This is a genomic window from Thermococcus prieurii (assembly GCF_054657655.1).
Window position 1 is genome coordinate 1,523,260 of the sequence record NZ_BAAHYH010000002.1, and the last position, 23,316, is coordinate 1,546,575.

Sequence of the window (23,316 nt, forward strand, 5' to 3'; positions counted from 1 at the left end):
TACATCTCATTGTCTTTAAGTCGTTTTATCATTACGAACGTCGTTATCTGGCTAAAAGTTTATAATCTTTTACATCAATGTAAAAGTTAGGTGACGTCCATGGATATCACCCTCTTTATGGAACGTTACGGTTACAACGTGCTTCTTAGGCTGATGACAGCCTTTACGTTCGGTTTCATAGGTGGGATTCCACTGTTCTTTACCCACGTGGCGACTAGACTCGTTGGGTTGTTGATTGTGGGGTATATCGGGGTTGAGATGGTAATCCGACGCCTATACCGTTTCATCTCTGGGGAGGATCCTGGGTCAGTGGGAGATAACTCAACAATCACCGCCGTTCAGAGTGAGAGGAATAAAAACTTCGGGAAGTACCTCTGAGTTATCCTTTGGGCAACTCTTCGAGTTTTTCGAGCGGGCACTCCGTTATCTTCCCCGCCGGGGCATCCTTCAGGGTCCTCAACCCGGAACCCGTGAGAATCGAGACAACCTTAACTCCTTCGGGAAGGTTTAGCTTTTCTAGGGCCGCTATCCCCGTCGCGCTCGCCGGCTGGACGAAGAGACCCTCATGAGCGAGCCTTTCCTGGGCTTTTCTGATTTTATCGTCCGAAACTGAAACGCAACCCCAGCCGAACTCCCTCAGGAGTTTCAGAACCGCGTTCCCGCTCGGCGGATAGGGGTTCGCTATTGCCTTCGCTATCGTTCTCGGGTTCTCGAAGCGCTCCACCCTTTCCTTCCCCTCGCGGAAGGCTCGGCATATCGGAGAACAGCCCTCCGCCTGAACCGCTATCAGCTTTGGAAGTTTTTCAATCAGCCCACTCTCGTAAAGCTCAAGGAAGCCCTTGGCTATCCCCCTGAAAAGACCACCCGAGCTGGTTGGGATTAGAACGTAGTCCGGGGTAAGCTCCTCGGCTATCTCAAACGCGATACTCTTGTAGCCCTCGATTCTGAAGGGGTTATCGGAGTTCATGAAGTAGACCCCGAGCTTTTCCCCAAGCTTGAGGCTCTCGAAGTAGAGCCTCCCGTAATCCCCGAGGACTCTTATCACTTCTCCGCCGTAGACCGAGACGGCCTTTAATTTCTCGTCGCTTGCGCTCTCGGAGACGAGAATTTTAGCTTTCAACCCGAAGCGTGAAGCGTAAGCCGAAACGCTCGCCGCCATGTTTCCGGTCGAGACGGTTCCGACGGTCTTGTATCCGGCTTTGAGGGCGTAGCTCATCGCGAGGAAGGTGCCCCTGTCCTTGAAGCTCCAGGTCGGGTTGACTGTCTCGTTCTTGAGGTATAGCCTAACGCCGAACTCATCGCCGAGCCTCGACTTCACCAGCGGGGTGTCGCCCTCGCCGAGCGAAAACTCAAGGGCTGGCTCGACCGGCCAGAAGTCCCAGAACCGCTCCCAGACGCTCTTTCCGATATAGGGTTCTCCCTCAAAGAGTTCGAACTCGACCGGCCCACCGCACTCGCACCTCTGGACGGGCTTCTTATAGGTCTTACCGCAGATTGGACACCTAAGCTTCAACTCTAACCCTCCTCACGGCTTTTAGGGTGACGGTCTTCCCGTCGAGTGCGATTGTGAACTTCGCATAGGTATCCTTTTCGGAGAGGCTCTTGAGGGTTTCGGCGAAGGTTTTCGCGGATTTTGCGCTGGAGAACTCAACCTTCCAGAGGAGGACGTAGTCGGTTCCATTGGTCGCGAGGATTAGATGGTCGCCGAGCCACGCGCTCGAAACGTTCCACGCGGTCCCGTTGTCGAGCTTGGCAACGTCCCTGAGGAGGACGTAGACGTAGAACTCACCCATCCTGTCGTCCCTCATAACGCTCCAGTTTGCCGGAACGCTCAGCGAGACGTTCACGGGCGTCACGTTCTCCAGATAGAGTTCGGGGTGCATTATCTGGGCCGTTGAGACGGGATAGTGCCTGTAAGCCTCGTTTACAAGCCTCCAGCCACCTTTCTCGTAGAGGTAGCGGACGAACCTGTCGCCGAAGACGTAGGGGAAGATGCCGATGTCCGTTAGCGGGTTCCCGCTGAGGGAGCGTATCTTGTATATGGGAATCCCGTTCCGCTCGCAGTAGAGGTCGGCCACGAGGTCGGCGTCGCCCTCAACCAGCGCCCTCACCGCGAGGGTTCCGTCGAACGTGCTGGCCCCGTACTTCGCGTTAAACCACTGCTTCTGGAGGACGTGGGTGAGCTCGTGGGCGAGGGTTCTCCTTGCAACCGCGGGGTTCCCCTCGAAGTTTTCCTCGATGACGTAGATTGTGTCTCCAACCGTCGCCGCTATCCACCCCGCCACCTGCTGGCTTTCCTCCCGTTTGAACGAGTAGTTCCCCGGCAGAAGGAGGGTCATTTTGTAGGTGAGTTCTTGAACCTTCAGCTCCTCCTCGTTCTGGCTTCCGGGCCCGAAGAGCTTTATGGCCTCCGCTCTGCTGATGACGATTACCTTCGGCTTCTCCTTGAAATGCAATCCCCTGATTTCCTGAACCTGCTCGATGATATCGTTAATCTGGTCGAGAATCGCGTCGGTGGAGTATGCTAGGTCAACCGCCGAGTAGAGCGACAGAACGACCGTCGCGACGAGAAGAACCGCGAGCGCTTTCTCCTTCATTCCCATCGGAGAAGATTGGATGGGGGAGTTAAAAAGGGATTTGGTGCAAATCTAAAACTCGACGAACTCCTCCTTCATTCCGTCCTTTGTGATGACTACTACCTGAACCTTCCTGTCCCCTGTGTAAACGTCGCGCTTTCCGGCGGTTCTGACGGCCCTAACCGCGAGCTCCTTTGCTTCTTCGACGCTCATGTCCTTCCGGAAGCCCTCTTCGAGGACGGCTATCGCGAAGGGACTGCCGGAGCCAGTGGCCGTGTAGTCGTCGAAGATGAGGCCTCCGAGCGGGTCGAGGTTTGCTAAGGTGGGCTCCTCGACGTAGCCACCTATGATAATCTGCACCATGTAGGGGAACCACTTGTTCTCGTTGAGGATGTTGCTGAGCAGATGGGCCATCGCCTTGGCCGTCATCGGCCTTCCCCAAGTGAACTGGTAGTAGCGCGCCTCTGCCTCCAGCATTCTCGCCAGAGCCTGGACGTCGCCGACGCTTCCCGCGGTGGTTATCGCTATCCCCTCGGTTATCGGGAGTATCTTCTTGATGTTCAGGGTTTCAACCATGTGGTCGAGCGAGGCCTGAGTGTCAGCCGCGAGAACCACCCCGTCCTTGGCCTTTATTCCCACCGTTGTTGTTCCGGTCTTCTTCTCCACCTTCTCTCACCTGAAGTAAGAAACGCGCCGAAGTTTTAAACCTTAGCCCTTCAGTCCCGGCACGAGAAGGCGCTTCCCCTCGACCTCGATTATCTTCGCCCTTATCCCGTAGGTGGTCTCTATCACCGCTGGCTCCAACTTCCTCGACGGTCCCTCCCAGACTTTTTCGCCGTCCTTCAGGACGAGAACCCTGTCGGCGTAGCTTAACGCGAGGTTGAGGTCGTGGAGGACCGCAACGATAATCTTCTCCCCTTTAAGCTCGTTAAGCAACTCCATCACCATGAGTGCGTGGTTCACGTCGAGGTGGCTCGTGGGCTCGTCGAGGAGGATTGCCCTGCTCCCCTGTGCTAAAGCCCTCGCGATGAGGACGAGCTGGAATTCTCCACCGCTCAGGCTGGTTACCTTTTCTTTCCGCCTCTTCCAGAGGCCGACCCTCTCAAGGGCATCCCTCACGCTCCCCCGCGTTATGTAGGCGCCCATCTCGACGAACTCCTCGACGGTGAAGGCGAACTGGGGAAGGGAACTCTGGGGGACGTAGGTTATCAGCCTCGCCCTTTCAGCCGGCCTGAGCGATGTCAGCTCAACGCCGTCGAGCCTTGCCGTTCCCATCGGCTTTAAAATTCCGACGAGGCACTTGAGGAGCGTGCTCTTCCCGGCTCCGTTGGGCCCGATTACCGCGAGCAGTTCACCCCTCTCGGCTTTGAGCTCGACGTCTCTCAGGACTTTCCTCTCACCGTATGCGAAAGAGATTCTCGCCTCAAGCAACGAGCTCACCCCTCTTGTGCCTCATCAGGAGGTAGAGGAAGAAGGGCGCGCCCATGAGGGCCGTTACTATGCCGACGGGGATTACGGTGGGCTTCGCCACGGTTCTCGCGAGCAAATCCGCAACGACGAGCAGAACTCCGCCGAAGAGGGCAGTTGCTGGCGTTAACTCCCTGTGGTTCGGTCCGAGGAGGAGGCGCATTATGTGGGGGCTTACCAGTCCGATGAAGCCGATTATTCCGGCGGTGTAAACGGCGAAAGCAGTAAGCGTCGCTATGACGCCGAGGAAGATTTTTCTGTACATGTGGAGGTCGAGGCCGAGGGCTATGCTCTCCTCGCCGAGCAGAATGAGGTTGAGCTCGCGCCAGCGCCAGCTGAGGAACAGGACACCGAGAACCGAGACGACGAGCATTACCGCGACGTCCCGCCAGGTACTCCCGTTGAAGCTTCCGAGAAGCCACATCCAGCCGAGATGGCTTTCCTGCGGGTGGGTGACGTAGATGTACCACGTTATTGCGTTTGCAAGGAAGCCGTATGCTATTCCCGCCAGGAGGAGGGTGTCAACGGGAACCGCGCCGTTCGTTCTCGCTATCGCGTAGACGATGAAGACCGAGAGAAACGAAAAGACGAGCGCGAACGGAGCCATGTAGAGGGGGTTAATCAGCGTCGCTATCGCCGCCCCGAGCGCAGCACCGGAGCTTATTCCGATTATGTAAGGGTCCGCGAGGGGGTTTCGAAAGAGGGCCTGGCTCGCGACTCCCGCACTCGCCAGCGCGAGGCCAACGAAGTAAGCTAGGAGGACCTCCGGAAGGCGGAGTTGCCACACTATGGTGAAGTACTCTGGGGGTTGGCCGGAGGCCCTCTCCGCTACGTACTTGGCCTCCTCCGCGAGGACGTTCGAGTGGATAACCAGGGCAAGTTTGTCGAGAACCCACGAGAGCCAGCTCGCGATGGTCGTTTTTACCCCGTAATCCACGCTTTCGGCGACGTCGTGAAAACTCAAGCTAACCGGGCCGAAGTAGATGCCGAGGAATATTGAAATCACGGAAAGTGCGAGGAGTGCCGGAAGCCATTTTCGCATGTGCTGGAGTTTTTGTCCAGCCTTTTAAAGTTGATGCATCAGCCAGGAATCCGGTCATCATCCCGGGGTCAGGTTCGAGAGTGCTCATCACGTTGGGGTGGCCACCCCATAGGGAGTCCCCTCAAGCCTTAAAAGCCTTGGGGGAGAGTTATTAACATGAGCGTCTCAGCGAGGGAAGTGAGGGCCAGAATACCGCTGGCACTCGTCACGATACGGCCGGCGAAGCTCTTCGACATAAGCGACGTGATGAGAATCGAGAGGGAGTCCTTCCGCGAGGCCTACCCGAGGGGAATATTCTTAGTCTTCCTTGAAAACAATCCCGATACGTTTCTCGTTGCCGAGTACAACGGCAGGGTAATCGGCTACGTCATGGCCTACCTCCGTCCGGACCTTGAGGGGCACATAATGAGCATAGCCGTTGACAAACGCTACCGTGGAAACGGCATAGGCTCGGCTCTGCTCGCCGAGGCGATAGACAGGCTCATCGCGCGGGGGGCCCGCTACATCGGCCTCGAAGTTCGCGTGAGCAACGAAAAGGCCATAAAGCTCTACGAGCGCTTTGGCTTCCGGAAGGTGAAGCGGATTATCGGCTACTACTCGGACGGCGAAGATGCATACTACATGCTCCTGCCTGCTGAAGAGTGGAGGGGAAGCTGATGATAGTCTTTTACCTGAGCGGGGACAGGGTCTTCTCGACCGACCAGAACGCGATAAACGGCCTCTACAACAAGCGCCACTTTGGGAAGCTGGTGGAGGGCAAGCTCTTCCTCTCGCTACTTGAAGCTACATATCTCGTCGAGAGGGGCAAGATAGAGGTCAGGGACGGGAAGAGAAAACTAACCGTCGAGGAACTCATGAACCTCGGGAGGAAGAGGGACGAGCTGTTCGACGCCAAGTACCTCGTCTACAAGGACCTGCGCGACAGGGGCTACACCGTCAAGTCCGGCCTCAAGTTCGGCTCGCACTTCCGAGTTTACCGCAGGGGCATGGACGAGCACTCCCAGTGGCTCGTGTGGGTCCTGCCTGAGAACTCCCGCCTGAGCCCGAACGACATAACCGCTCGCGTCAGGGTCGCCCACGGCGTCAGGAAGAACATGGTGATGGCGATAGTTGACGAAGATGCGGACGTTACATACTACAGGGTTGAGTGGACGAAGTTCTGAGGACCTTATTTTCTGCTCAGTGCTTCCACGACCCTTTTAAGACCCAGACTCTGGTCATCCCCATTCCCGTCACCTGTTTAGGGAATGGCGCTTGGGTGTTAACGCCGGACTACCTGTTTCATTTTTAGTTCCTTTCTTTGTGAGTCCCCATAGTGCGAGTCCTGCCAGTACTGCGAGAACCCAGGCGGGTCTGCTTCCGGCGACTATCCTGAGGAGGTCGCCTCTGTAATCTAGCCACCACTGGAGGTATTCCCCTCTGAATGCTCCATAGCTGAGTATGAATCCAACTGGCATTCCCGCTAGGAACTGAATGCTCGCAGGTCTCTCCGAGTAGTACTTCATTTGGGGCTTAATTATCCAGTTGAGCACCAAAACGACAACCGCCAACCAAGGATGAAGCACAGACAAAAACCCCTCCACAAAAAACACCCGTTTTGCTCTCACCATAACCACCACGTTCTTCTTAACGAGGTCAATTATAAGTTTTACCACTAAAGACCATCAAATAACGTCCTCCTGATTTGCCAAAAATGGGTTTTGTGGATTCCCGGGGATGCAGAAGGGATTCCCTGGCAACAACCACTGTCCACAGGGCATAATGGAAGAAAAAGAGAAACCTCACTTCAAGAACCCTGTCTTCTTCCCGAGGTCCTCGAAGGCGTCCAGAACGTACTGGAGGTCCTCCTTGCTGTGGGCCGCTGAAGGTTCGAGCCTTATTCTGGCCGTTCCGAGCGGGACGGTCGGATAAACTATCGCCTGAGCGAAGATGTTGTACTCGTCGTAGAGCCTCCTGCTGAACTCCTGGGCGAGCTTCTCGTCGTAGAGCATGACCGGCGTAATCGGGTGCTTGGTGTTCCCGAGGTCGTAGCCGAGGTCTCTCAACCCGTTCTGGAGGAAGTGGGTGTTGTCCCAGAGCTTCCTGACGAGCTCATCGCTCCTCTGGAGAATCTCGACGGACGCTATTGCCGCCGCGACGTCAGGCGGATTGGGCGCGCTCGAGAAGAGGAACGGCCTTCCGCGCTGGCGGAGGTACTCGATGGCCTCCTCGGGACCGGCAACGTAGCCGCCAATTACTCCGAAGGCCTTGCTGAGCGTACCCATCTCGAAGTCAACCTTGTCGTGGAGCTTGAAGTGGTCGACGATACCTCTCCCGCTGTCTCCGAGAACACCCTCACCGTGGGCGTCGTCTATGTAGAGTATCGCGTCGTACTGCTCCGCCAGCTCCGCCATCTCCGGGAGCGGGGCGAGGTCACCGTCCATCGAGAAGACACCGTCGCTGACGATGATTTTCTTCTTCCTGTCCTTGTTCTCCTTGAGCTTCCTCTCGAGGTCCTCCATGTCGAGGTGCTTGTAGATTACCTTCGGCGCACCGCTGAGGCGCATTCCGTCTATGATGCTCGCGTGGTTGAGCTCTTCGCTGATGAAGACGCCATCATCCTTTTTAGTTAGGAGGGCGCTTAGGGCTCCGAGGTTCGCGTTGTAACCGCTCTGGAAGAGTATCGCGGCCTCTCTCTTCTTGAACTTTGCCAGCTTCTCTTCGAGCTCGACGTGGAGCTCCATGGTTCCGGCTATTGTCCTGACCGCGCCGGCACCGACACCGTAGTCGAGAATGGCCCTTATGGCCGCGTATCTAATCTCCGGGTGCGCGGCAAGGCCGAGGTAGTTGTTGGAGCACATGTTGAGAACCTTCTTGCCGTCGACGACGACCCACGGGCCCTGGGCGCTCTCAAGCTTCCTTATGGTCACGTAGAGGCCCTTATCCTTGAGCTCTTGGAGCTCTTCCCTAATCCAATCAAGCTTCCCCATGAGAACCACCGGTCCTAGTTGGACATCGAGGTATAAAAGTTTTGCACTGAACCGGTTAGTGCAGTCTAATTATTGCCGTGAGGATTGCCAAAAGGGCGAGTGCGAAGCTCCCGCCGATTTCCAGCCTGTAATCGTGCTTTCTGTCCGGATACCTTTCGATTAGCTCGACCTTAATTCTAAAATTCCCCTGTCCAATGACGATAATTGACAACCCCCAGCCCCTCCGCGAGAGCGGATAAGCAACGGGCACGACGCCGGTGAAGAAGTCGAGGAAGAGATGGCTTCCCCAGCCGAGGGCGAAGAGGAGGAATGGACCGCCGAGGTTCAAGCCGAGGAGAAGGGCCGGGAGAAAGGGCAGGAGGGAGTGGAGGTATGAGCGGTGCTCCCTGGCGAGGGCATCGAGGTCAGGGAAGACCGCGCCGAGGACGAGGGCGGTGAGTCCCGCTATCGTCGGCTCGCTTGAGAGGGAGAGATAAACGAGGCTCGGAATCGAGGCGTGCTCAAGCGGGTCCATGGCAAAGCCCTTAAACTCTTGGCTCTCATAAAGGTTTAGGTGGAATACATGGCCGAGGAGATTAGAGAGGTTAAGGTTCTCGAGAAGCCCTGGGTTGAAAAGTACCGCCCTCAGAGGCTCGATGACATCGTTGGTCAGGAGCACATAGTCAAGAGGCTCAAACACTACGCTAAAACCGGTTCGATGCCCCACCTGCTCTTCGCTGGACCTCCCGGCGTTGGAAAGTGCCTTACTGGAGATGCTAAGGTTGTAATCAACGGTGAGCTGACCACCATAGGTGAACTCGTCGAGAGGCTGAGCAACGGTAGATTTGGTCCAACCCCCGTCAAGGGTCTAACTGTTCTCGGCGTTGATGAGGATGGAAAACTCAGAGAGTTGCCAGTTGAGTACGTTTACAAGGACAGAACCGATGAGCTCGTCAGGATAAGAACGAGACTCGGCAGGGAGCTCAAGGTAACCCCATACCACCCGCTCCTCGTGAACAGGAAGGACGGGAGAATAGAGTGGGTCAAGGCCGAGGAGCTCAGGCCTGGGGACAGGTTAGCAGTTCCGCGCTTCCTCCCGGCGATTCTCGATGAGGACCCCCTGGCCGAGTGGCTCGGCTACTTCATCGGCGACGGCCACGCCGACGCTCAAACAAACGCCATAACCTTCACCAACACGGACGAGAAGCTCAGAAAGCGCTTCATGGGGCTCACCGAAAGGCTCTTCCCGGACGCGAGGATTAAGGAGAGAATCCACAAGGACCGTGCCCCTGACGTTTACGTGAACTCAAAGATGGCAAAGGAGCTCGTTGAGAGCCTCGGCCTCGCCGGCAGGAAGGCGGATAGGGTTTACATACCCGGGCAGGGCTGGAAGGGCCTGCGCTCCTTCTTGAGGGCTTACTTCGACTGCGACGCGGGCGTTGAGAAGAACGGGATAGTTCTCTCAACCGCGAGCAGAGAGATGGCAGAGCAGGTCTCTTACGCGTTGGCGGGGCTTGGAGTGGTCGCCAAAGTGAGGAGCAAGGCCGTCAAAGGACTCACCTACTACTACGTCGTCATCTCGGGCTCCGAGAACATATCGCGCTTCCTCAGGGAGGTCGGCTTCTCGGTCGAGGAGAAGAGGAGGAAGGCTGAGGCGTTGGTGAAGAAGCCGAACCCCAACCTCGGCTCGCTCTACGCCGACAGGGAGCTGATTTCCTACGTCAGGGACAGGCTCAAGTTGAACTTCTACGATGACAAGGCCCGGTGGAGCCCGGAGAAGGCCAAGAGGATAGCCTGGGAGCTGATGAAGGAAATCTACTACCGCCTTGACGAGCTCGAAAAGCTTGAGAAGGCCCTGTCGAGGAGCATCCTCATAGACTGGAACGAGGTCGCGAGGAGAAGAAAGGAGATAGCTGAGAAGACAGGTATAAGGCCTGACAGACTTCTTGAATACATTAAGGGCAAGCGGAAGCCGAGCCTGAGGAACTACCTTAAGATTGCCGGTGCCCTTGGAATTCAGCTGGAAGAAACGATAGAAGCCATGCGCACCTTTGCGAGGAAGTACTCAAGCTATGCCGAGATTGGAAGGCTCGTCGGAACTTGGAACTCAAGCGTGAGGATTGTCCTTGAGAGCAACACCGAGAAGATAGAGGCCCTTGAAGAGATTAGAAAGGCCGAGCTGAAGCTTTTAAGGGAGATACTCAACGACGAAAAGCTCAAAAGGGGTGTCGCTTACCTGATATTCCTCGCCCAGAACGAGCTCCTCTGGGATGAGATAGTTGAGGTCGAGAAGCTTAAGGGTGACTTCGTAATCTATGACCTCCATGTGCCCGGTTACCACAACTTCATAGGCGGCAACCTTCCGACGGTTCTCCACAACACAACGGCCGCTCTAGCCCTTGCTAGGGAGTTATTCGGCGAAAACTGGCGCCACAACTTCCTAGAGCTCAACGCGAGCGACGAGCGCGGAATAAACGTGATTAGGGAGAAGGTCAAGGAGTTCGCGAGGACGAAGCCGATAGGAGGGGCGAGCTTCAAGATAATCTTCCTCGACGAGGCAGACGCTCTAACGCAGGACGCCCAGCAGGCTTTGAGGAGAACGATGGAGATGTTCTCCAACAACGTTCGCTTTATCCTGAGCTGTAACTACTCCTCAAAGATAATCGAGCCGATACAGTCGAGGTGTGCAATCTTCCGCTTCAGGCCCCTCAACGACGAGGACATAGCGAAGCGCATAAAATACATCGCCCAGCAGGAGGGGCTTGAGCTCACCGAGGAGGGCCTGCAGGCGATTCTCTACGTTGCGGAAGGCGATTTGAGGAGGGCAATCAACGTCCTCCAGGCGGCAGCGGCTCTCGACAAGAGGATAACCGACGAGAACGTCTTCCTCGTTGCCAGCAGGGCTCGTCCCGAGGACGTTCGTGAGATGATGACTCTGGCTCTGGAGGGCAACTTCCTGAAGGCAAGGGAGAAGCTGAGGGAGGTTCTCCTCAAGCAGGGCCTCAGCGGTGAGGACGTGCTGATTCAGATGCACAAGGAGGTCTTTAACCTGCCGATTCCCGAGGACAAGAAGGTCGCTTTGGCGGACAAGATAGGCGAGTACAACTTCCGCCTCGTTGAAGGGGCCAACGAGATGATACAGCTCGAGGCGTTGCTCGCCCAGTTCACGATTATGGGCAAGTGATGGCCATGAAGCCATGGGTTGAGAAATACCGGCCGAGGAAGCTGAGTGAGATAGTGAACCAGGAGAAGGCCATAGAGCAGGTTAGGGCCTGGATAGAGGCCTGGCTCCACGGCAATCCGCCGAAGAAGAAGGCATTAATCCTCGCCGGACCTCCCGGTGTTGGAAAGACGACGACCGTCTACGCTTTGGCGAACGAGTACGGCTTCGAGGTCATCGAGCTCAACGCGAGCGACGAGAGGACCTACGAGAAGATAGAGCGCTACGTTCAGGCCGCTTATACGATGGACATTTTGGGAAAGAGGCGAAAGCTAATCTTCCTCGACGAGGCGGACAACATAGAGCCGAGCGGTGCCCGCGAGATAGCGAAGCTCATCGATAGGGCCAGGAACCCGATAATCATGAGCGCCAACCACTACTGGGAGGTCCCCAAGGAGATTCGCAACAGGGCCCTCATCGTTCAGTACAAGCGGTTAACGCAGAGGGACATCATAAAGGCCCTCGTGAGGATTCTCAAGCGTGAAGGAAAGACCGTTCCGAAGGAGATACTCTACGAGATAGCCAAGCGCGCGAACGGCGACCTCCGCGCGGCGATAAACGACCTCCAGACGGTGGTTACTGGTGGCGTCGAGGACGCGAGGGAGGTTCTTGCTTACCGCGACATCGAGAAGAGCGTCTTTCAGGCCTTAGCTCAGGTGTTCGCGACCGACAACGCCAAGAAGGCCAAGCTGGCAACGCTTGGAGTCGACATGTTCCCGAACGAGCTCCTCCTCTGGATTGACGAGAACGTGCCCTACGTCTACTACAGACCCGAGGACATAGCGCGGGCGTACGAGGCCCTCAGCAGGGCCGACATATACCTCGCCAGGGCCCAGAGAACCGGCAACTACTCGCTCTGGAAGTATGCCACCGACATGATGACCGCTGGAGTTGCCGTTGCAGGTGTTAAGAAGAAGGGCTTCGTGAGGATTTACCCGCCGAAGACCATCAAGCTCCTCACCGAGAGCAAGACCGAGAGAACGCTAAGGGACTCGATAGTCAAGAAGGTCATGAAGGAGATGCACATGGCCAAGCTTGAAGCCCTGGAGACCCTTCACTACCTCCGCGTCATCTTCGAGAACAACCCGGATTTAGCGGCACACTTCACGGTCTTCCTCGACCTGAGCGAGAAGGAGGTTGAATTCCTTGCAGGAGATTCGGAGAAGGCCAAAACCATCTGGGGCAAGGCCATGAACATCGAGAAGAAGCTCAAGGAGCGGGGCAGGCTGGAGACGAGCGTCCGCGAGGGTCTCAGGAAGGCGAAGGAGAAGGAGGAGGCTGAGGAAACCGAAGAATTTGACGAAACTGAAGAGCCTGAAGGGGAAGGAACCCCCGAAGAAAAGCCCGAGGAAGGTGAGGAGCTCACAGAGGAGGAGCTTGAGGAGGCAGAGAGGGAGATAGAGCCCGTGGGGAAGAAGGAAAAGAAGCCCGAAAAGAAGAAGGGCAAGCAGGCGACGCTGTTTGATTTCCTGAAGAAGTGAGTTTCGCTTTTGTATTCTTTGCGATACAAATTTTTGCTGTTTTTATATTCCGAAAAATATAAAATCTCAAGCGTTCTATATCCCCCGGTGAGAAGAAGTGCTCACGCGGGAGGAGATAGTGGAGGTTTTAGCGCCCTACAACCTCTGGGGCGGTAGAAAATGGAACGCCCTGCCGAGGGACGAATACCTCTTGGGGATTGAGAGAAAACTATCTGCTGGGGCAGTTGCGCTCATAGGAACACGCCGTTCCGGAAAAACCACACTCGCAGGATTGTTTTTAGGGAAAGCCGTTGATGGGGGTTTTCCGCCCGAGGGGACGCTCTACGTGAACCTTGAAGACCCGCGCTTTTCCCCCTATCTCTCACCAGAGTTCCTTGAGGAGGTGTTCTCTGCCTACAGGACGTACGTTTACGACGGCAATAATCCCATCGTGGTTCTCGACGAGGTTCAGAACGTTCCGGGCTGGGAGAAGTGGGTTAGAAAGGTTCTCGACCTCGGTGAGGCGAGGGTTGTAGTTACGGGCTCTACCTCCTCACTCCTTCGCTCCGAGCTCTCAACGCTCCTGACGGGCAGGGTTCTTCCGGTGGAGGTTTACCCGCTCAGTTTTGGGGAGTTCTTGATGTTCAGGGGATTTTCTACCGACATCAAACGCTTACTGGGTAAACGGAGAAAGGTTGAGGCGCTTCTCAGGGAATACCTCGAATTCGGTGGGTTTCCTCAGGTTGTTCTCACGGAGGATGAGGTTCTCAAGCTTGACCTTCTGAGGGAGCTTTTTGAGGGCATAATCCTGAGGGACATCGCCTACAGGCACGGCTTCCGCGATGCAAGGGCCGTTAAAATCGTCGCCGAGCTGGCGTTGAGCAGGTTTTCCTCTCTGGTGAGTGCCTCACGGCTTAGGAACGAGCTGGCCGGAATACTGGGTAGGAAAGTCTCCCCGAACTTCGTTGATGGTGTTCTTGACGCAATGGAGGAAGCGTACCTGAGCTTCCGCGTTCCAATCCTCTCGCCAAAAGTTAAGGACGCGATGCGCTACCCGAAAAAGATGTACGCGATTGACACGGGAATAGCGAACGTCGTGGGGATACGCTTTACCGAGAACATTGGAAGGCTCGCCGAAAACGCCGTCGCGAGGCACCTCCGCCAGCGCTTCCGCGAGGTCTATTATTATCGCGGAAAGGGAGAGGTTGATTTCATCGTTAAGGAGGGTCTCAAGGTAACGCGCGCCATTCAAGTTACCTGGGACATCGACGAGAGCTGGGAGAGGGAAGTTGAAGGCCTCTTAGAGGCTATGGGTGTCTTCGGCCTGAAGGAGGGCACAATAGTCACGGGCTGGCGTTCCTGCGAGGAGAGGTTTGGGGAGAAAACTGTGAAGTGCGTCCCTCTGTGGAGGTTTTTGATTGGATTATGAGTTTGTAGACTTTCAGCTAGCCTTTCCATCTTCTCTTTAAGTTCCGGGAGCTTGTTTTGAATAAGGTCCCAGATTAGCTCGGTGTCAATCCCGAAGTACTGGTGGATTAGTATGTTCCTCAGTCCGATTATCTTGCGCCACTCTATCTCAGGGTGTTCCTCCCGGATTTCGGAAGGGATTGCCCGGCACGCTTCTCCGATTATCTCTAGGTTTCTTACAACGGCATCTACGGCCATTTTGTTTATCCTGAACTCTTCCAGCGTCATTCCCCGGTGTACTCTTCGATTCTCGCTATGGCTTCTAAAATGTCCTCAAGTAGAGTCTATAATCCCTCAACGCTCACCGCCTCGCGCCATACGTACTTCTTCACTCCCGGCTTCAGAGCCTCGACTGTTATCAGGTCAACCTCCACCCCGAGCAGGTCCTCGAGAAGGAACTTCAGCCCCATGTAGTTGTCGAAGGTCTTCTTGCTCTCCTCGAACTCCACGAGGACGTCGAGGTCGCTATCATCTCTCGCCTCGCCCCTTACGTAAGAACCGAAGAGCCAGAGCCTCTTGACGCCTAACCGCTTCAGCTCGCCGGAATGGGACTGCAGAATTTTTATGATATCCTCCAGGTCTCTCCCATTCATCACTTTGAATAACGCAGAGGAAGTTAATAAGGGTTCACCTTTACTGGTGGACGGTATAGCAGGCGAAGAATTCGAGGATATGGAATGTTTCATCTTATCCTATACCCAGACTCTATGTGGGTAACACTCTGTTATCCACTAAATCCATCCAGATGCCAATGATTATGAAAACCACTGCCAACACGAGCGCTCCATACAGCCGGAGTTTCGAGGCGTTTCCGGATTTGTAGGCATCGTGAGTTCTGAGCATTCCGAGCGCTCCGAGCACTGCAAAGGAGACCGGTATTAGATGGTGTTTCACGAAGTATTCCCTTGAGTAAAAGAACAAAGCGAGAAAAAGGGCCGTGGTTCCGGCTATGAGAACGTCCCAAGGCTTGGGTTTCACGGTATCACCCTCAACATATCTATGGTTAAACAATCTGACCTCCTCCTCGCCCTGAAGGGCGAGGCTTTCAAAAGAAAAATGTAAAAACCTCATGCTGCTGATAGTCATGTCATTTCTTATTCGGCAGCATGCAATTTTTGATAAATCCTTTTTGAGACCCGAAACACCTTCTTGGGGTTTGCTATTGGGAAATAGACGGGTGTGAAAATCTTTGCATGAACGTAACCCAACACCACTGAACTCGCAACCACGAGCAGGAATCCAAGCAGGACGTTAGGATAGGCTATTGAAAACAGTGTTGCTCCCAAAACGCTTGACAGCGGAAGTAAAACCTGCCCACTCAAGGGCAAAGGTCTTAGCGATACTCCCAGCTTTCCTCTCCGCCTCCGCGTATGGCTTTCCCGGTTCTTCTGCTACACACTTCAATGCGGATGCATAGCCCCTGAAGTATGCCAAAAGAGACGGTATAATCCAGAGGAGAAGGTTGAACTTTGCAGTGACCCAGAGGGATTCGGAGATTAAATAGATGAGAATTCCAAAAAACGAGCCAAGTAAGCCGAAGCTTAAAAATCCTTTCACAAAGTTGTCAACAAAGATGAGTTTCTCCAGCGGTGTTTCACGGTTTATTTCTCCCACCTCCAATAGTTTAGGAAGAATAAAAATAATAGGGAGAATAAAAATAAAAAGTTTCCCTCGTTAACTCGTTCCATTCCCCTGGTTGATGTAAGTGGCGCAGCGCCCCTTGAAGGTATGTCCGGATGATTGGTATCACATCAATCATTAGCAACCCTACGAGAGAGGAGCTTGCATTTTTCTTCAAGCTCTCTGTTCGCCTGAAGAAATGCCTTGCTGACGAGGGGTCCAGCAAAGACCCATCTGTTGGCGAAATGGTGAACTTGTATGGAACCATCTTTGTCGGCGGAGAGATTAACTTCCCCGGTTATCCATCTGTTGGTGAAATCATGAATAAGCTTGAGACCTTCCCTAACGGCGGAGAGATTTGCTTGGCCGGATAGGACGGCATGCCTCGCTTCAGCTACGAAGTCAGAACACATCCCTGTTTCGGCCATATTAACTATTGTCATATTATCTGGGTATTCCTTTGGAAACACAAGTTCTGCGATTAAGTCTAGTGCAAACCCTAGGTTCACTAGGTCGCTGTAGAGCTCATCCATTGTGAAGTTAAAGAGGTCAAGGTTTTTCTGAGAGAGTGCAATAAGGGCAGCTTCCGAGTGAGAGCGGGTCTCATGGAGGTACGTACCTGTGAGCAGTACTGCTGTGCGTATGTCGCCATTTTTCTGGGTCTCTTCAATGGCATTTTTGTAGTGTTCGTACATTCGGGCTTGGGTACCGACGAAAAAAATGAAAAGGAGGAAGATTGCCAGCGAACACTTGCCTGGCATGTCCATCGCCTTCGAGCAGTTTAGCTGTCTGGATGCTCAGCGGTTATTTTGAGTTGGTCTCTAATGGTATCTATATGGTGGAATTTGCACTGTTTGTAGTAGAGAGGGATTACAAAAAATGCAGTAATGGTCCCCCTGCCTACGCCAGATGAATGCTCAACATCAAATAAACCTTTCACATAGTCTCCAGGGGACCATAACGGCACATTCTTGAACTTCACATGAATTGCATTAGGAGGTTTATCTGAATGCCTAAAATCTAGCTTGGCATTTGGCTTTACGTTGAAAAATGTAGTTACAACAGTTATTGGATTAAATTCGCCCACTAGAATGTCCCATCCTACTGCTAATTTTGAGAAAATATCGGGAGGTGAAGTGCATGAAAACTGTGTTGTTATGACGTCATCTTTAATGTTGTTATTGTTTGGAACTACAAATCCAATTTCGACAGGGTTTATATCCCCAATTGATAGGGGAACTCCATTGTGATGTATGTGCTTTTTATTGTAGTATATCCCCTTGTCTAGAATTGATACTGAAACAAGGTACTTGCCATAGTTGTCTAGCCACGTTGGTCCGTACATGTACAATTTAAATGTTATGTAAAACGTGATTCTCCAGCGCACAACCTTTACTGTATATTGATATTCTATGACTTTGGAGACGGAAGTTGAGTGAGTTGCCATTATTGTGTACTCCGTTGGCGCTTCTACTATTTTCGTTGTTGCTATTCCATTAATGGGAGGTGTTATGGACATTATCCACAAATTGTCTGGAATCTTTGCAGATGGGGTCTGTGACAAATGCAGACTCCGTATTAAGCTACGGCTGTACCCACTGAGGATTATTAGGTTGCCTTTAGGGTCCTTGGCAAAAATATGTGTCGTTCCGTTATTATATACCACAATTTCAAGAATATGAATTTGGTTGTGTTTCTGACTGTTATTTGTAGGTAGCAATACATATCCCTCAAACAATGATGATTTTAATATCTTAAACTTGCATCTGAGAGTATCTATGTTGTATTTGTACATGACGATTGCTGTCAATTCATGAGTCTGCATGTTGAACCTAACAACTGTTTGGGTTAGTAAGGGCTTTGTGTAGTCCCCTTTCCATGAATAGGGATAGTATTTTCCCTCTAGGACTAATACTACATCACTTAAGTGTTTTACATCATTGTTGATTCCTACCGCCGCCGCGCTCCCCGCCGTCACTCCAACCATCAGCAGTCCCAACAGGACTGCGAACACGGACTTCCACCGCATTGAGTTCACCTCTGTAAGGTTTTCTGCAATAACTAATACACAATTCACGCTTATAAACTTTACTATTGTTAATAATTATCAAGTTATAATTTTTCACGTTTAGGGTTAATCTTTTCTAACATAAGTTTTTCGCTTAAAACCCTTCGAAAGAAGCCTGAGTAAAAGAGTTGCATGATGATGCAACATCAAGTTTGAGAACCTTCACCTCAGCTCAACATCCGCGCAGACTTTAAACACGTGTGGCTTGAAGTCGCTGACCTTCTTCACCCTCACTGAGCATTTCCTTCCGAGCTTTTGGCACTCCTCGAGGATTCTTGCTCTGAAGGCCTCAACCTCGTTTTCGTGGACGAAGTCGTAGTAGTGAAGCCAGCGCTCGGCCTTTGGGAGCGTTAAAGCCAACGCGTCAACGCCCCTCGGCGTCGGGCTTATCACCCGGTCGTAGCTCGGAAGCTCGGGCAGGACCTTGAAGGCGTCGCCGTGTATGAACTCTATCTCGCCCTTCAGCCTCTTCCTGTTGCGCTCTACGTTCTCCAGTCCGAGTTCGTAGGCGTCTCTGTTCAGCTCGACGGCCGTTATCCTGACCTTCCTATACCTCGCTATCACGAGGGCGTAAGGCAGAACGCCGGCGAAGGGAATCAGAATCCTCTCACCGTCGCAGACGAGCTGGGCCAAGCGGTAGCGCTCACCCTTCATCCTCGGGTTGAAAAAGACCTTGCTCAGGTCAACCTTAATCTCGACGCCGTTCTCCCTGTGAACGGTTTCAAGCCTGTTTTCGCCCCAGATTATCGAGTAGTCCCTGATCCTGAAGGCCCCCTCGTGGAAGCCCTTCCTCGCTATCACCTTGAGGAACGGGTGAACCTTTCGCAGGCCCCAAACGATATCCTCAACGCGGTGCTCCAGCTCGGGCGGAATTTGAATAACGGCGATGTCGCCTATAACGTCGTAACGCCTGAGGTACTTCAACTCCTCTCCGCTCAGTCTCTCCGCCAAAACGCTCTCAAGGTTCTTGTATATCTGCCTCTCGGGTCGAAACGGGAGCTCAACGGGCAAAACCTCGTAGCCGAGGGTGTAAATCCTCTCGTCCTCGATGACGGGTAAGAGAACGAAATCACCCTCCCTCTTCGGCCGTCTCTTCCCGTCGTAGAGGCCGAGCTTCTTCAGCCTTCTCTTCACCGGCTCCGCTTCCCTCTTCGGAACCCTCAGCGCTGGCATTGAAATCCCTCCGCTTCCTGCTCGGAATAGCCCCGAACAACGCGGGTCCCATGAGCTTTTCAAGGATTTTCTCGACGTCTATTTCTTCGAACTCCTTTTTCAGTATTGCCATCTGTTCAGGCGTTAGCGTGTCCTCGTTGGCGAGAACGAGCACGTGGGCGCTCTCTATCATCGCCGCGTCCCTTATGGCGAAGAGGAACTTTGCAACGGCCTTGAAATCCGAGTAGAATAGCATATACTCGATTCCCTCGATGTAGACGACCCCTCCCGGGTTGTCTCTAATGAAGCCGATTACCTTCCCGCTGAGAACGTGCAGGCTACTCGGGCTTACCGCCTTTTTGTGCTCAACCCTTGTGAGCCAGATGTAATCGTCGGGTTCTATGCCAGTTTTGTTAGTCCATTCGTCCGGATGCTCCCTGCCTATTACGAGCAGGGAAAGGTCTGCGTAGTTGCTCACCGCTTTCAGTAGGATTACCGCTTCCTCCCGCGATTTAACGATTCCGGCGACGGGAAGTGCGCATTTGACCTTTTTTCTCTCGTGTTTTTTCTCCGGTTTTCTCAGCTTTTCAAGCATGCTCAGGGACTCGTGGGCGAGTATTAAGTATCCAGTCGTGACAACTATGGCTTGAAGGGCCCAGAATTGAGGGGTAACCAGTATAGTTAAGAATACCGCTATGCCCCCTATGATTCCGAACAGGGCAAAGGACACCATAAGGGTGAAGGCGAGCCTTTTCACGGGTTCATCGTGGTCCTTCCACTCCCAGTACGATTTGGTTATCCCGTAGATGCCTATGATAATTAGCGCTATCCCCGAGAAGTACGGTGCTAGGTTACCTAGTCCCACGGTCCCACCGTTCAAAACTGCGCGCTACTCCACAAAAACCTTTCTACCGCCAGTAGGGCTCGCGTTTTAACACAGCTTTCCTGAAAATATCGACCAGTTCGGCGTCGCTCGCGCCGTTCCTCATGGCCGTCAAAAAGTCTATCAAATCGTCGTTCCTCAGCAGGCAGGTCTTGAACTTCCCGTCGGAGGTGACCCTCAGGCGGGTGCAGTTGGCGCAGAAGACCGTGTTGTGCATCGCCCTAACGACCTCGACCTCGGCTATTCCGTAATCCGTCGGAATGAAGTACTTCTTCCTCCTGTGCATCCTCCTCTCGCGGATTTCGACGGCCCTCTTTTCGAGCTCCCTCTCCACCGGCCTGAGCGGGTAGAAGTACTTCCGGAAGAAGGCCGTCTCTGTCATCTCCCTCGGCGCCTCGAGCTCTATGAGCTGGAGTATCGTGCCAGTCTTTGCCGAGAAGTCTATCATGTCCCAGATTTCACCATCGTTGAGGCCCCTCATGACCGTCATGTTGAGCTTGACCGGCGAGAGATACTTCACCGCCTCCTCGATGCCTTCAAGAACGGTTTCGAGCATGTCAACGCCCGTGATTTTTTTGTAGACTTCCGGTTTTAGGCTGTGGAGCGAGACGTTTACCCTGTCCAGACCGGCCCTCGCGAGCGGTTCGGCGAGCTCCTTAAGCCTGCTCCCGTTGGTTGTCATGCTCAGGTCTCTAACGTAGGGCTTAATCCTCCGAACGATTTCAATGATGTCCTCCCGAACGGTTGGCTCGCCACCGGTGAGCTTAACCTTCCTTATTCCGAGGCGCGATGCTATTCTAACGAGCCTTTCTATCTCCTCCGGCGTCACCTCGTTTTTGGCTAAAAACCGCTGGCCCTCGCGGTGGCAGAAGAAACAGCGGAAGTTGCACTCCTGCGTGAGCGAAATCCTGAGGTTCGTCACTGGTCTTCCGAAGCGGTCGTAGAGGGTCATGGCAACACCTTAACCCGATACACGAGCTTTTAAAAAAGGCTTTCGGGTAAGCGGTTTCGTTTAACTCCGCCAATCGAAAAGTAAAAGTAGGCCTACGGCCAAGTCCTACCTTAGGGGGTTTCGGGGATGGACGTTGACGAGCTCAGGTCACTTCTCGGGGAGCTTGAAAAGCTTCACTCCCGTTTTGAATCAAGGTTCTCCGAGCTCTACGGTGAGAAGAGCGTTGAGGAACTTGAGGCTGTTCTCAGGTCACTGCACGAGCTCTCGGCCGAGAAGCTTGAGAGGGCTTCATCGCTCTACCGTGAGCTGGCGAAGTTCGGTGGAAGGCTGGAGGAGCTCTCGAAGGAGCTCTACAAGAACGAGCACCAGATGAAGTTCCGCATTGAGGAGGTCCTCTCGCTCCTCCGCGGTGACGACTTTAACTCCAGGGCGAGGCTGAAGGCTTCCTTCGACAGGCTGGTTCAGTTCCACAGGCTCTACGACTACGCCGTCAGGAAGGCTATAGGCGAGCTCTCGGCCGAGGTTGAGGGGCTGGCATTCCTGGGCGAAAACCACAAAAAGGTTCCCGTTGGCATACTGGAGGAAATCCACAGAACGAGGTACCTTGAGGAAAGGCTCGACTCACTCGTTCGCTTCGTTTACAGGCTCTACGCTCATCCTTCCGACGTTCACCGTGTCGAGAGGGCCCTGCTCGAATGGCACTCCAAGGGCCTGCTTTGGGTTGAGGCGAGAAACGTGGAGAAGCTCAGCGGAGTGAGAGACGCTGAGGAAATCCTTGAAGGATTGGCGCTCATTGGAGTGGTGGAGAAGAAGATGAGGGGTGGTGAAGGTGTCTACAGACACAGGGCTTACGGTTAGGATTCGGGGCATCTATTCAACGGCCCTAACGAAGCTCTTCCTCGACAGGGGCTTCGGCATAAGCCAGCCGAGCAACAAGATAGTCGAGCGCTTCGGCCTTGAGAAGACCTACGACGAGTTCGACGTTGACATCTACGACAAGAAGGACAGGCACGGCGTCGTTCTCGTTGGAAACGCCGTTGAAGAGGCCAAAGCCGTTCTCGAAGACGAGCTCATAGACGTCTTCTTCAGGAGGCTCTCCTACCAGCTTTACGGCATCTACAAGGGTCTCGTTGTTAAGGTTGATGATAGGTACGTTTACGTTGACCTCGGGAGCGCGATAGGAACCCTCCCCAAGAACGAGCTCCCGAGGGCGAACGAAGGGGACGAGGTTCTCGTTCAGGTGAAGAAGCACAACCTCCTGCCACACCTCAGCACTACCCTCACGATTCCCGGCGACTACGCCGTCTTGATTCCCAAGCCGATAGGAGCGCAGAGGCACGTGAAGATTTCAAGGAAGATAAGGGACAACCAGGAGCGCGAGAGGCTCAGAATCCTCGGCCTGAGCATAGACCTCGGCGAGTGGGGAATCCTCTGGAGAACCGCCGCGGCCTACAAGGACTGGAACACCCTGAGGGACGAGATAGTCAGGCTTTCAAAGCTCGCCGACAGGTTAGCCAAGGCTGACACCTACTTCGCCCCGTCTCTCATCATCGAAGGCAGGAACATCTACGAGGTCGAGTTCGGTGGAGGGGCGAAGAAGAAGCTCGACGAGATAAGGAACAAGGTCGTTCCGACGGTTGAGGGCCACCACCAGCTCAAGGCGAAGGACCCCGAGCTCGGCTTCGCGGTTGAGATAGCGGAGGGAATCCTCGCCAAGGTTCCAGGCCAGAGGATGAAGGTTAACCAGGGCTTCTGGGAGGCTCTGATAGAGAACAAGGGGCCGAGGAGGGGCTGGCTCTTCAGCCTCGACCACGTCAAGCCCGACGGCCAGAGGATAAGGATTGGGCCCGGTGAAGTTCTGGAGGTCAGCCACAACCCGCTCAAGGTCACGATAAAGAGGCACCTCAAGCCAGGCAAGTTCTACGACGGCCTCGACCTTCCGATAGAGTTCGGCGACTACGCGATAACTGAAATCGAGGCCGGCAAGTGGTGGTTCGTGCACAGGTATTACGACAAGAACGGCAACCTGAAGGGCGAGTACTACAACATCAACACGCCGGTCGAGATTTACCCCGATGGAGCGCGCTACGTTGACCTCGAGGTTGACATCGTCAGGTGGCCCGACGGAACGAAGGAGATAATCGACAAGGAGAAGCTGGCTGAGCACTACGAGGAGGGGGTAATAAGCGAGAAGCTCTACAAGGCCGTGCTGAGGATTACGCAGGAGGTTTACGAGAGGATTTGAAGGTGCTCTCTTCCCGTTTTCTTTACTCTCATTTCTTCTGCTATTTCGCTACCCTGGCCGAGGTTTATGGTCTCTTCGATTTCCTCAGGGGACAAACCCCTACCTCCAGGGAGGACTGGTAGGTTGAGCCCTTTTCTCCGGCGCCTTCTTTCGGTTTCCAGGGAGCTCATGTGCGGGTGTTTGAAGAGTAGCTCTCAAAAACCTTTGGTAACGTTC

25 protein-coding genes and 1 pseudogene are annotated in these 23,316 nt (G+C 53.9%); 8 read left to right on the plus strand and 18 right to left on the minus strand.

What is annotated here, in order from left to right; all coding sequences use genetic code 11:
* Positions 1-90: 90 nt before the first annotated feature.
* Entirely contained in the window at positions 91-378 is a 288-nt protein-coding gene (locus tag ACYQ04_RS11670; protein WP_460129732.1) for a hypothetical protein, read from the plus strand.
* Between the two features lies 1 nt (position 379).
* On the opposite strand, the gene thrC is transcribed toward ACYQ04_RS11670, so the two are convergent.
* The 5 genes from thrC to ACYQ04_RS11695 are packed head-to-tail and all read right to left on the minus strand — an operon-like array spanning position 380 to position 5,085.
* Entirely contained in the window at positions 380-1,513 is a 1,134-nt protein-coding gene (gene thrC, locus ACYQ04_RS11675; protein ID WP_460129734.1) for a threonine synthase, read from the minus strand.
* Positions 1,503-2,603 (minus strand): eCIS core domain-containing protein, encoded by a 1,101-nt coding sequence (locus ACYQ04_RS11680; protein ID WP_460129736.1) that lies wholly within the window; start codon positions 2,601-2,603, stop codon positions 1,503-1,505. Before ACYQ04_RS11680 ends, thrC begins: the two co-directional genes overlap by 11 nt.
* A gap of 45 nt (positions 2,604-2,648) precedes the next feature.
* Entirely contained in the window at positions 2,649-3,242 is a 594-nt protein-coding gene (gene psmB, locus ACYQ04_RS11685) for an archaeal proteasome endopeptidase complex subunit beta (RefSeq protein WP_460129737.1), read from the minus strand.
* A 42-nt stretch (positions 3,243-3,284) separates the two neighbouring features.
* A complete protein-coding gene (locus ACYQ04_RS11690; protein ID WP_460129739.1) occupies positions 3,285-4,016 on the minus strand; it encodes an ABC transporter ATP-binding protein in 732 nt (243 codons plus the stop codon).
* The gene (locus ACYQ04_RS11695) at positions 4,000-5,085 is read right to left on the minus strand and encodes a FecCD family ABC transporter permease (RefSeq protein ID WP_460129741.1); all 1,086 of its coding nucleotides are present in this window, start codon (positions 5,083-5,085) and stop codon (positions 4,000-4,002) included. Before ACYQ04_RS11695 ends, ACYQ04_RS11690 begins: the two co-directional genes overlap by 17 nt.
* 156 nt (positions 5,086-5,241) lie before the next feature.
* Here ACYQ04_RS11695 and rimI point away from each other — a divergent pair, with 156 nt between their 5' ends.
* Both rimI and endA read left to right on the plus strand, forming a co-directional pair.
* Entirely contained in the window at positions 5,242-5,742 is a 501-nt protein-coding gene (gene rimI / locus ACYQ04_RS11700; protein WP_460129743.1) for a ribosomal protein S18-alanine N-acetyltransferase, read from the plus strand.
* On the plus strand, positions 5,742-6,248 hold the full coding sequence (gene endA, locus ACYQ04_RS11705; RefSeq protein ID WP_099212332.1) for a tRNA-intron lyase: 507 nt from the start codon (positions 5,742-5,744) through the stop codon (positions 6,246-6,248). Before rimI ends, endA begins: the two co-directional genes overlap by 1 nt.
* A gap of 69 nt (positions 6,249-6,317) precedes the next feature.
* On the opposite strand, the gene ACYQ04_RS11710 is transcribed toward endA, so the two are convergent.
* From ACYQ04_RS11710 to ACYQ04_RS11720, 3 genes are all read right to left on the minus strand, one after another.
* Positions 6,318-6,701, minus strand: coding sequence for a hypothetical protein (locus ACYQ04_RS11710; RefSeq protein ID WP_460129744.1), 384 nt, complete (start codon positions 6,699-6,701; stop codon positions 6,318-6,320).
* Between the two features lie 165 nt (positions 6,702-6,866).
* Positions 6,867-8,054, minus strand: a complete 1,188-nt coding sequence (locus ACYQ04_RS11715) for a glycine C-acetyltransferase (protein ID WP_460130229.1) — start codon at positions 8,052-8,054, stop codon at positions 6,867-6,869.
* A 55-nt stretch (positions 8,055-8,109) separates the two neighbouring features.
* Positions 8,110-8,568, minus strand: a complete 459-nt coding sequence (locus ACYQ04_RS11720; RefSeq protein WP_460129747.1) for a metal-dependent hydrolase — start codon at positions 8,566-8,568, stop codon at positions 8,110-8,112.
* Between the two features lie 48 nt (positions 8,569-8,616).
* Here ACYQ04_RS11720 and ACYQ04_RS11725 point away from each other — a divergent pair, with 48 nt between their 5' ends.
* The 3 genes from ACYQ04_RS11725 to ACYQ04_RS11735 all read left to right on the plus strand — a co-directional run bounded on the left by ACYQ04_RS11725 (position 8,617) and on the right by ACYQ04_RS11735 (position 14,142).
* Positions 8,617-11,217: a replication factor C small subunit gene (locus tag ACYQ04_RS11725; protein WP_460130230.1), complete on the plus strand. Its 2,601-nt coding sequence runs from the start codon at positions 8,617-8,619 to the stop codon at positions 11,215-11,217.
* Positions 11,217-12,734, plus strand: a complete 1,518-nt coding sequence (locus ACYQ04_RS11730) for a replication factor C large subunit (RefSeq protein ID WP_460129749.1) — start codon at positions 11,217-11,219, stop codon at positions 12,732-12,734. Before ACYQ04_RS11725 ends, ACYQ04_RS11730 begins: the two co-directional genes overlap by 1 nt.
* A 97-nt stretch (positions 12,735-12,831) precedes the next feature.
* Entirely contained in the window at positions 12,832-14,142 is a 1,311-nt protein-coding gene (locus ACYQ04_RS11735) for an ATP-binding protein (protein ID WP_460129750.1), read from the plus strand.
* 80 nt (positions 14,143-14,222) lie between these two features.
* On the opposite strand, the pseudogene ACYQ04_RS11740 reads toward ACYQ04_RS11735, so the two are convergent.
* From ACYQ04_RS11740 to moaA, 9 genes and pseudogenes are all read right to left on the minus strand, one after another.
* Positions 14,223-14,408 (minus strand): annotated as a pseudogene (locus ACYQ04_RS11740) (HepT-like ribonuclease domain-containing protein); the annotation flags it as partial.
* Positions 14,409-14,464: 56 nt separating this feature from the next.
* Positions 14,465-14,773, minus strand: a complete 309-nt coding sequence (locus ACYQ04_RS11745; RefSeq protein WP_460129753.1) for a nucleotidyltransferase family protein — start codon at positions 14,771-14,773, stop codon at positions 14,465-14,467.
* Between the two features lie 112 nt (positions 14,774-14,885).
* The gene (locus tag ACYQ04_RS11750; RefSeq protein ID WP_460129756.1) at positions 14,886-15,266 is read right to left on the minus strand and encodes a hypothetical protein; all 381 of its coding nucleotides are present in this window, start codon (positions 15,264-15,266) and stop codon (positions 14,886-14,888) included.
* A 165-nt stretch (positions 15,267-15,431) separates the two neighbouring features.
* The gene (locus ACYQ04_RS11755) at positions 15,432-15,794 is read right to left on the minus strand and encodes a hypothetical protein (RefSeq protein ID WP_460129758.1); all 363 of its coding nucleotides are present in this window, start codon (positions 15,792-15,794) and stop codon (positions 15,432-15,434) included.
* A gap of 137 nt (positions 15,795-15,931) precedes the next feature.
* A complete protein-coding gene (locus tag ACYQ04_RS11760) occupies positions 15,932-16,567 on the minus strand; it encodes a hypothetical protein (RefSeq protein ID WP_460129760.1) in 636 nt (211 codons plus the stop codon).
* 14 nt (positions 16,568-16,581) lie between these two features.
* Positions 16,582-17,814 carry a hypothetical protein gene (locus ACYQ04_RS11765; protein ID WP_460129763.1) on the minus strand — a complete coding sequence of 411 codons (1,233 nt, stop codon included), beginning with the start codon at positions 17,812-17,814 and terminating at the stop codon, positions 16,582-16,584.
* Between the two features lie 216 nt (positions 17,815-18,030).
* Complete coding sequence (gene taw22 / locus ACYQ04_RS11770) at positions 18,031-19,041, minus strand: tRNA (guanine(37)-N1)/4-demethylwyosine(37)-methyltransferase Taw22 (protein WP_460129766.1); 1,011 nt, start codon at positions 19,039-19,041, stop codon at positions 18,031-18,033.
* Complete coding sequence (locus ACYQ04_RS11775; protein ID WP_460129769.1) at positions 18,938-19,885, minus strand: DUF835 domain-containing protein; 948 nt, start codon at positions 19,883-19,885, stop codon at positions 18,938-18,940. The genes taw22 and ACYQ04_RS11775 overlap by 104 nt, the downstream gene beginning before the upstream one ends.
* A gap of 43 nt (positions 19,886-19,928) precedes the next feature.
* Entirely contained in the window at positions 19,929-20,855 is a 927-nt protein-coding gene (gene moaA / locus ACYQ04_RS11780; protein WP_460129772.1) for a GTP 3',8-cyclase MoaA, read from the minus strand.
* A 126-nt stretch (positions 20,856-20,981) separates the two neighbouring features.
* Between moaA and ACYQ04_RS11785 the strand changes: the two genes are divergently transcribed.
* Positions 20,982-21,713: a hypothetical protein gene (locus ACYQ04_RS11785; RefSeq protein WP_167913935.1), complete on the plus strand. Its 732-nt coding sequence runs from the start codon at positions 20,982-20,984 to the stop codon at positions 21,711-21,713.
* A complete protein-coding gene (locus tag ACYQ04_RS11790) occupies positions 21,685-23,100 on the plus strand; it encodes a ribonuclease FAU-1 family protein (RefSeq protein WP_460129776.1) in 1,416 nt (471 codons plus the stop codon). Before ACYQ04_RS11785 ends, ACYQ04_RS11790 begins: the two co-directional genes overlap by 29 nt.
* Here ACYQ04_RS11790 and ACYQ04_RS11795 read toward each other — a convergent pair.
* Complete coding sequence (locus ACYQ04_RS11795; protein WP_460129779.1) at positions 23,085-23,270, minus strand: hypothetical protein; 186 nt, start codon at positions 23,268-23,270, stop codon at positions 23,085-23,087. The genes ACYQ04_RS11790 and ACYQ04_RS11795 overlap by 16 nt on opposite strands.
* Positions 23,271-23,316 lie beyond the last annotated feature (46 nt).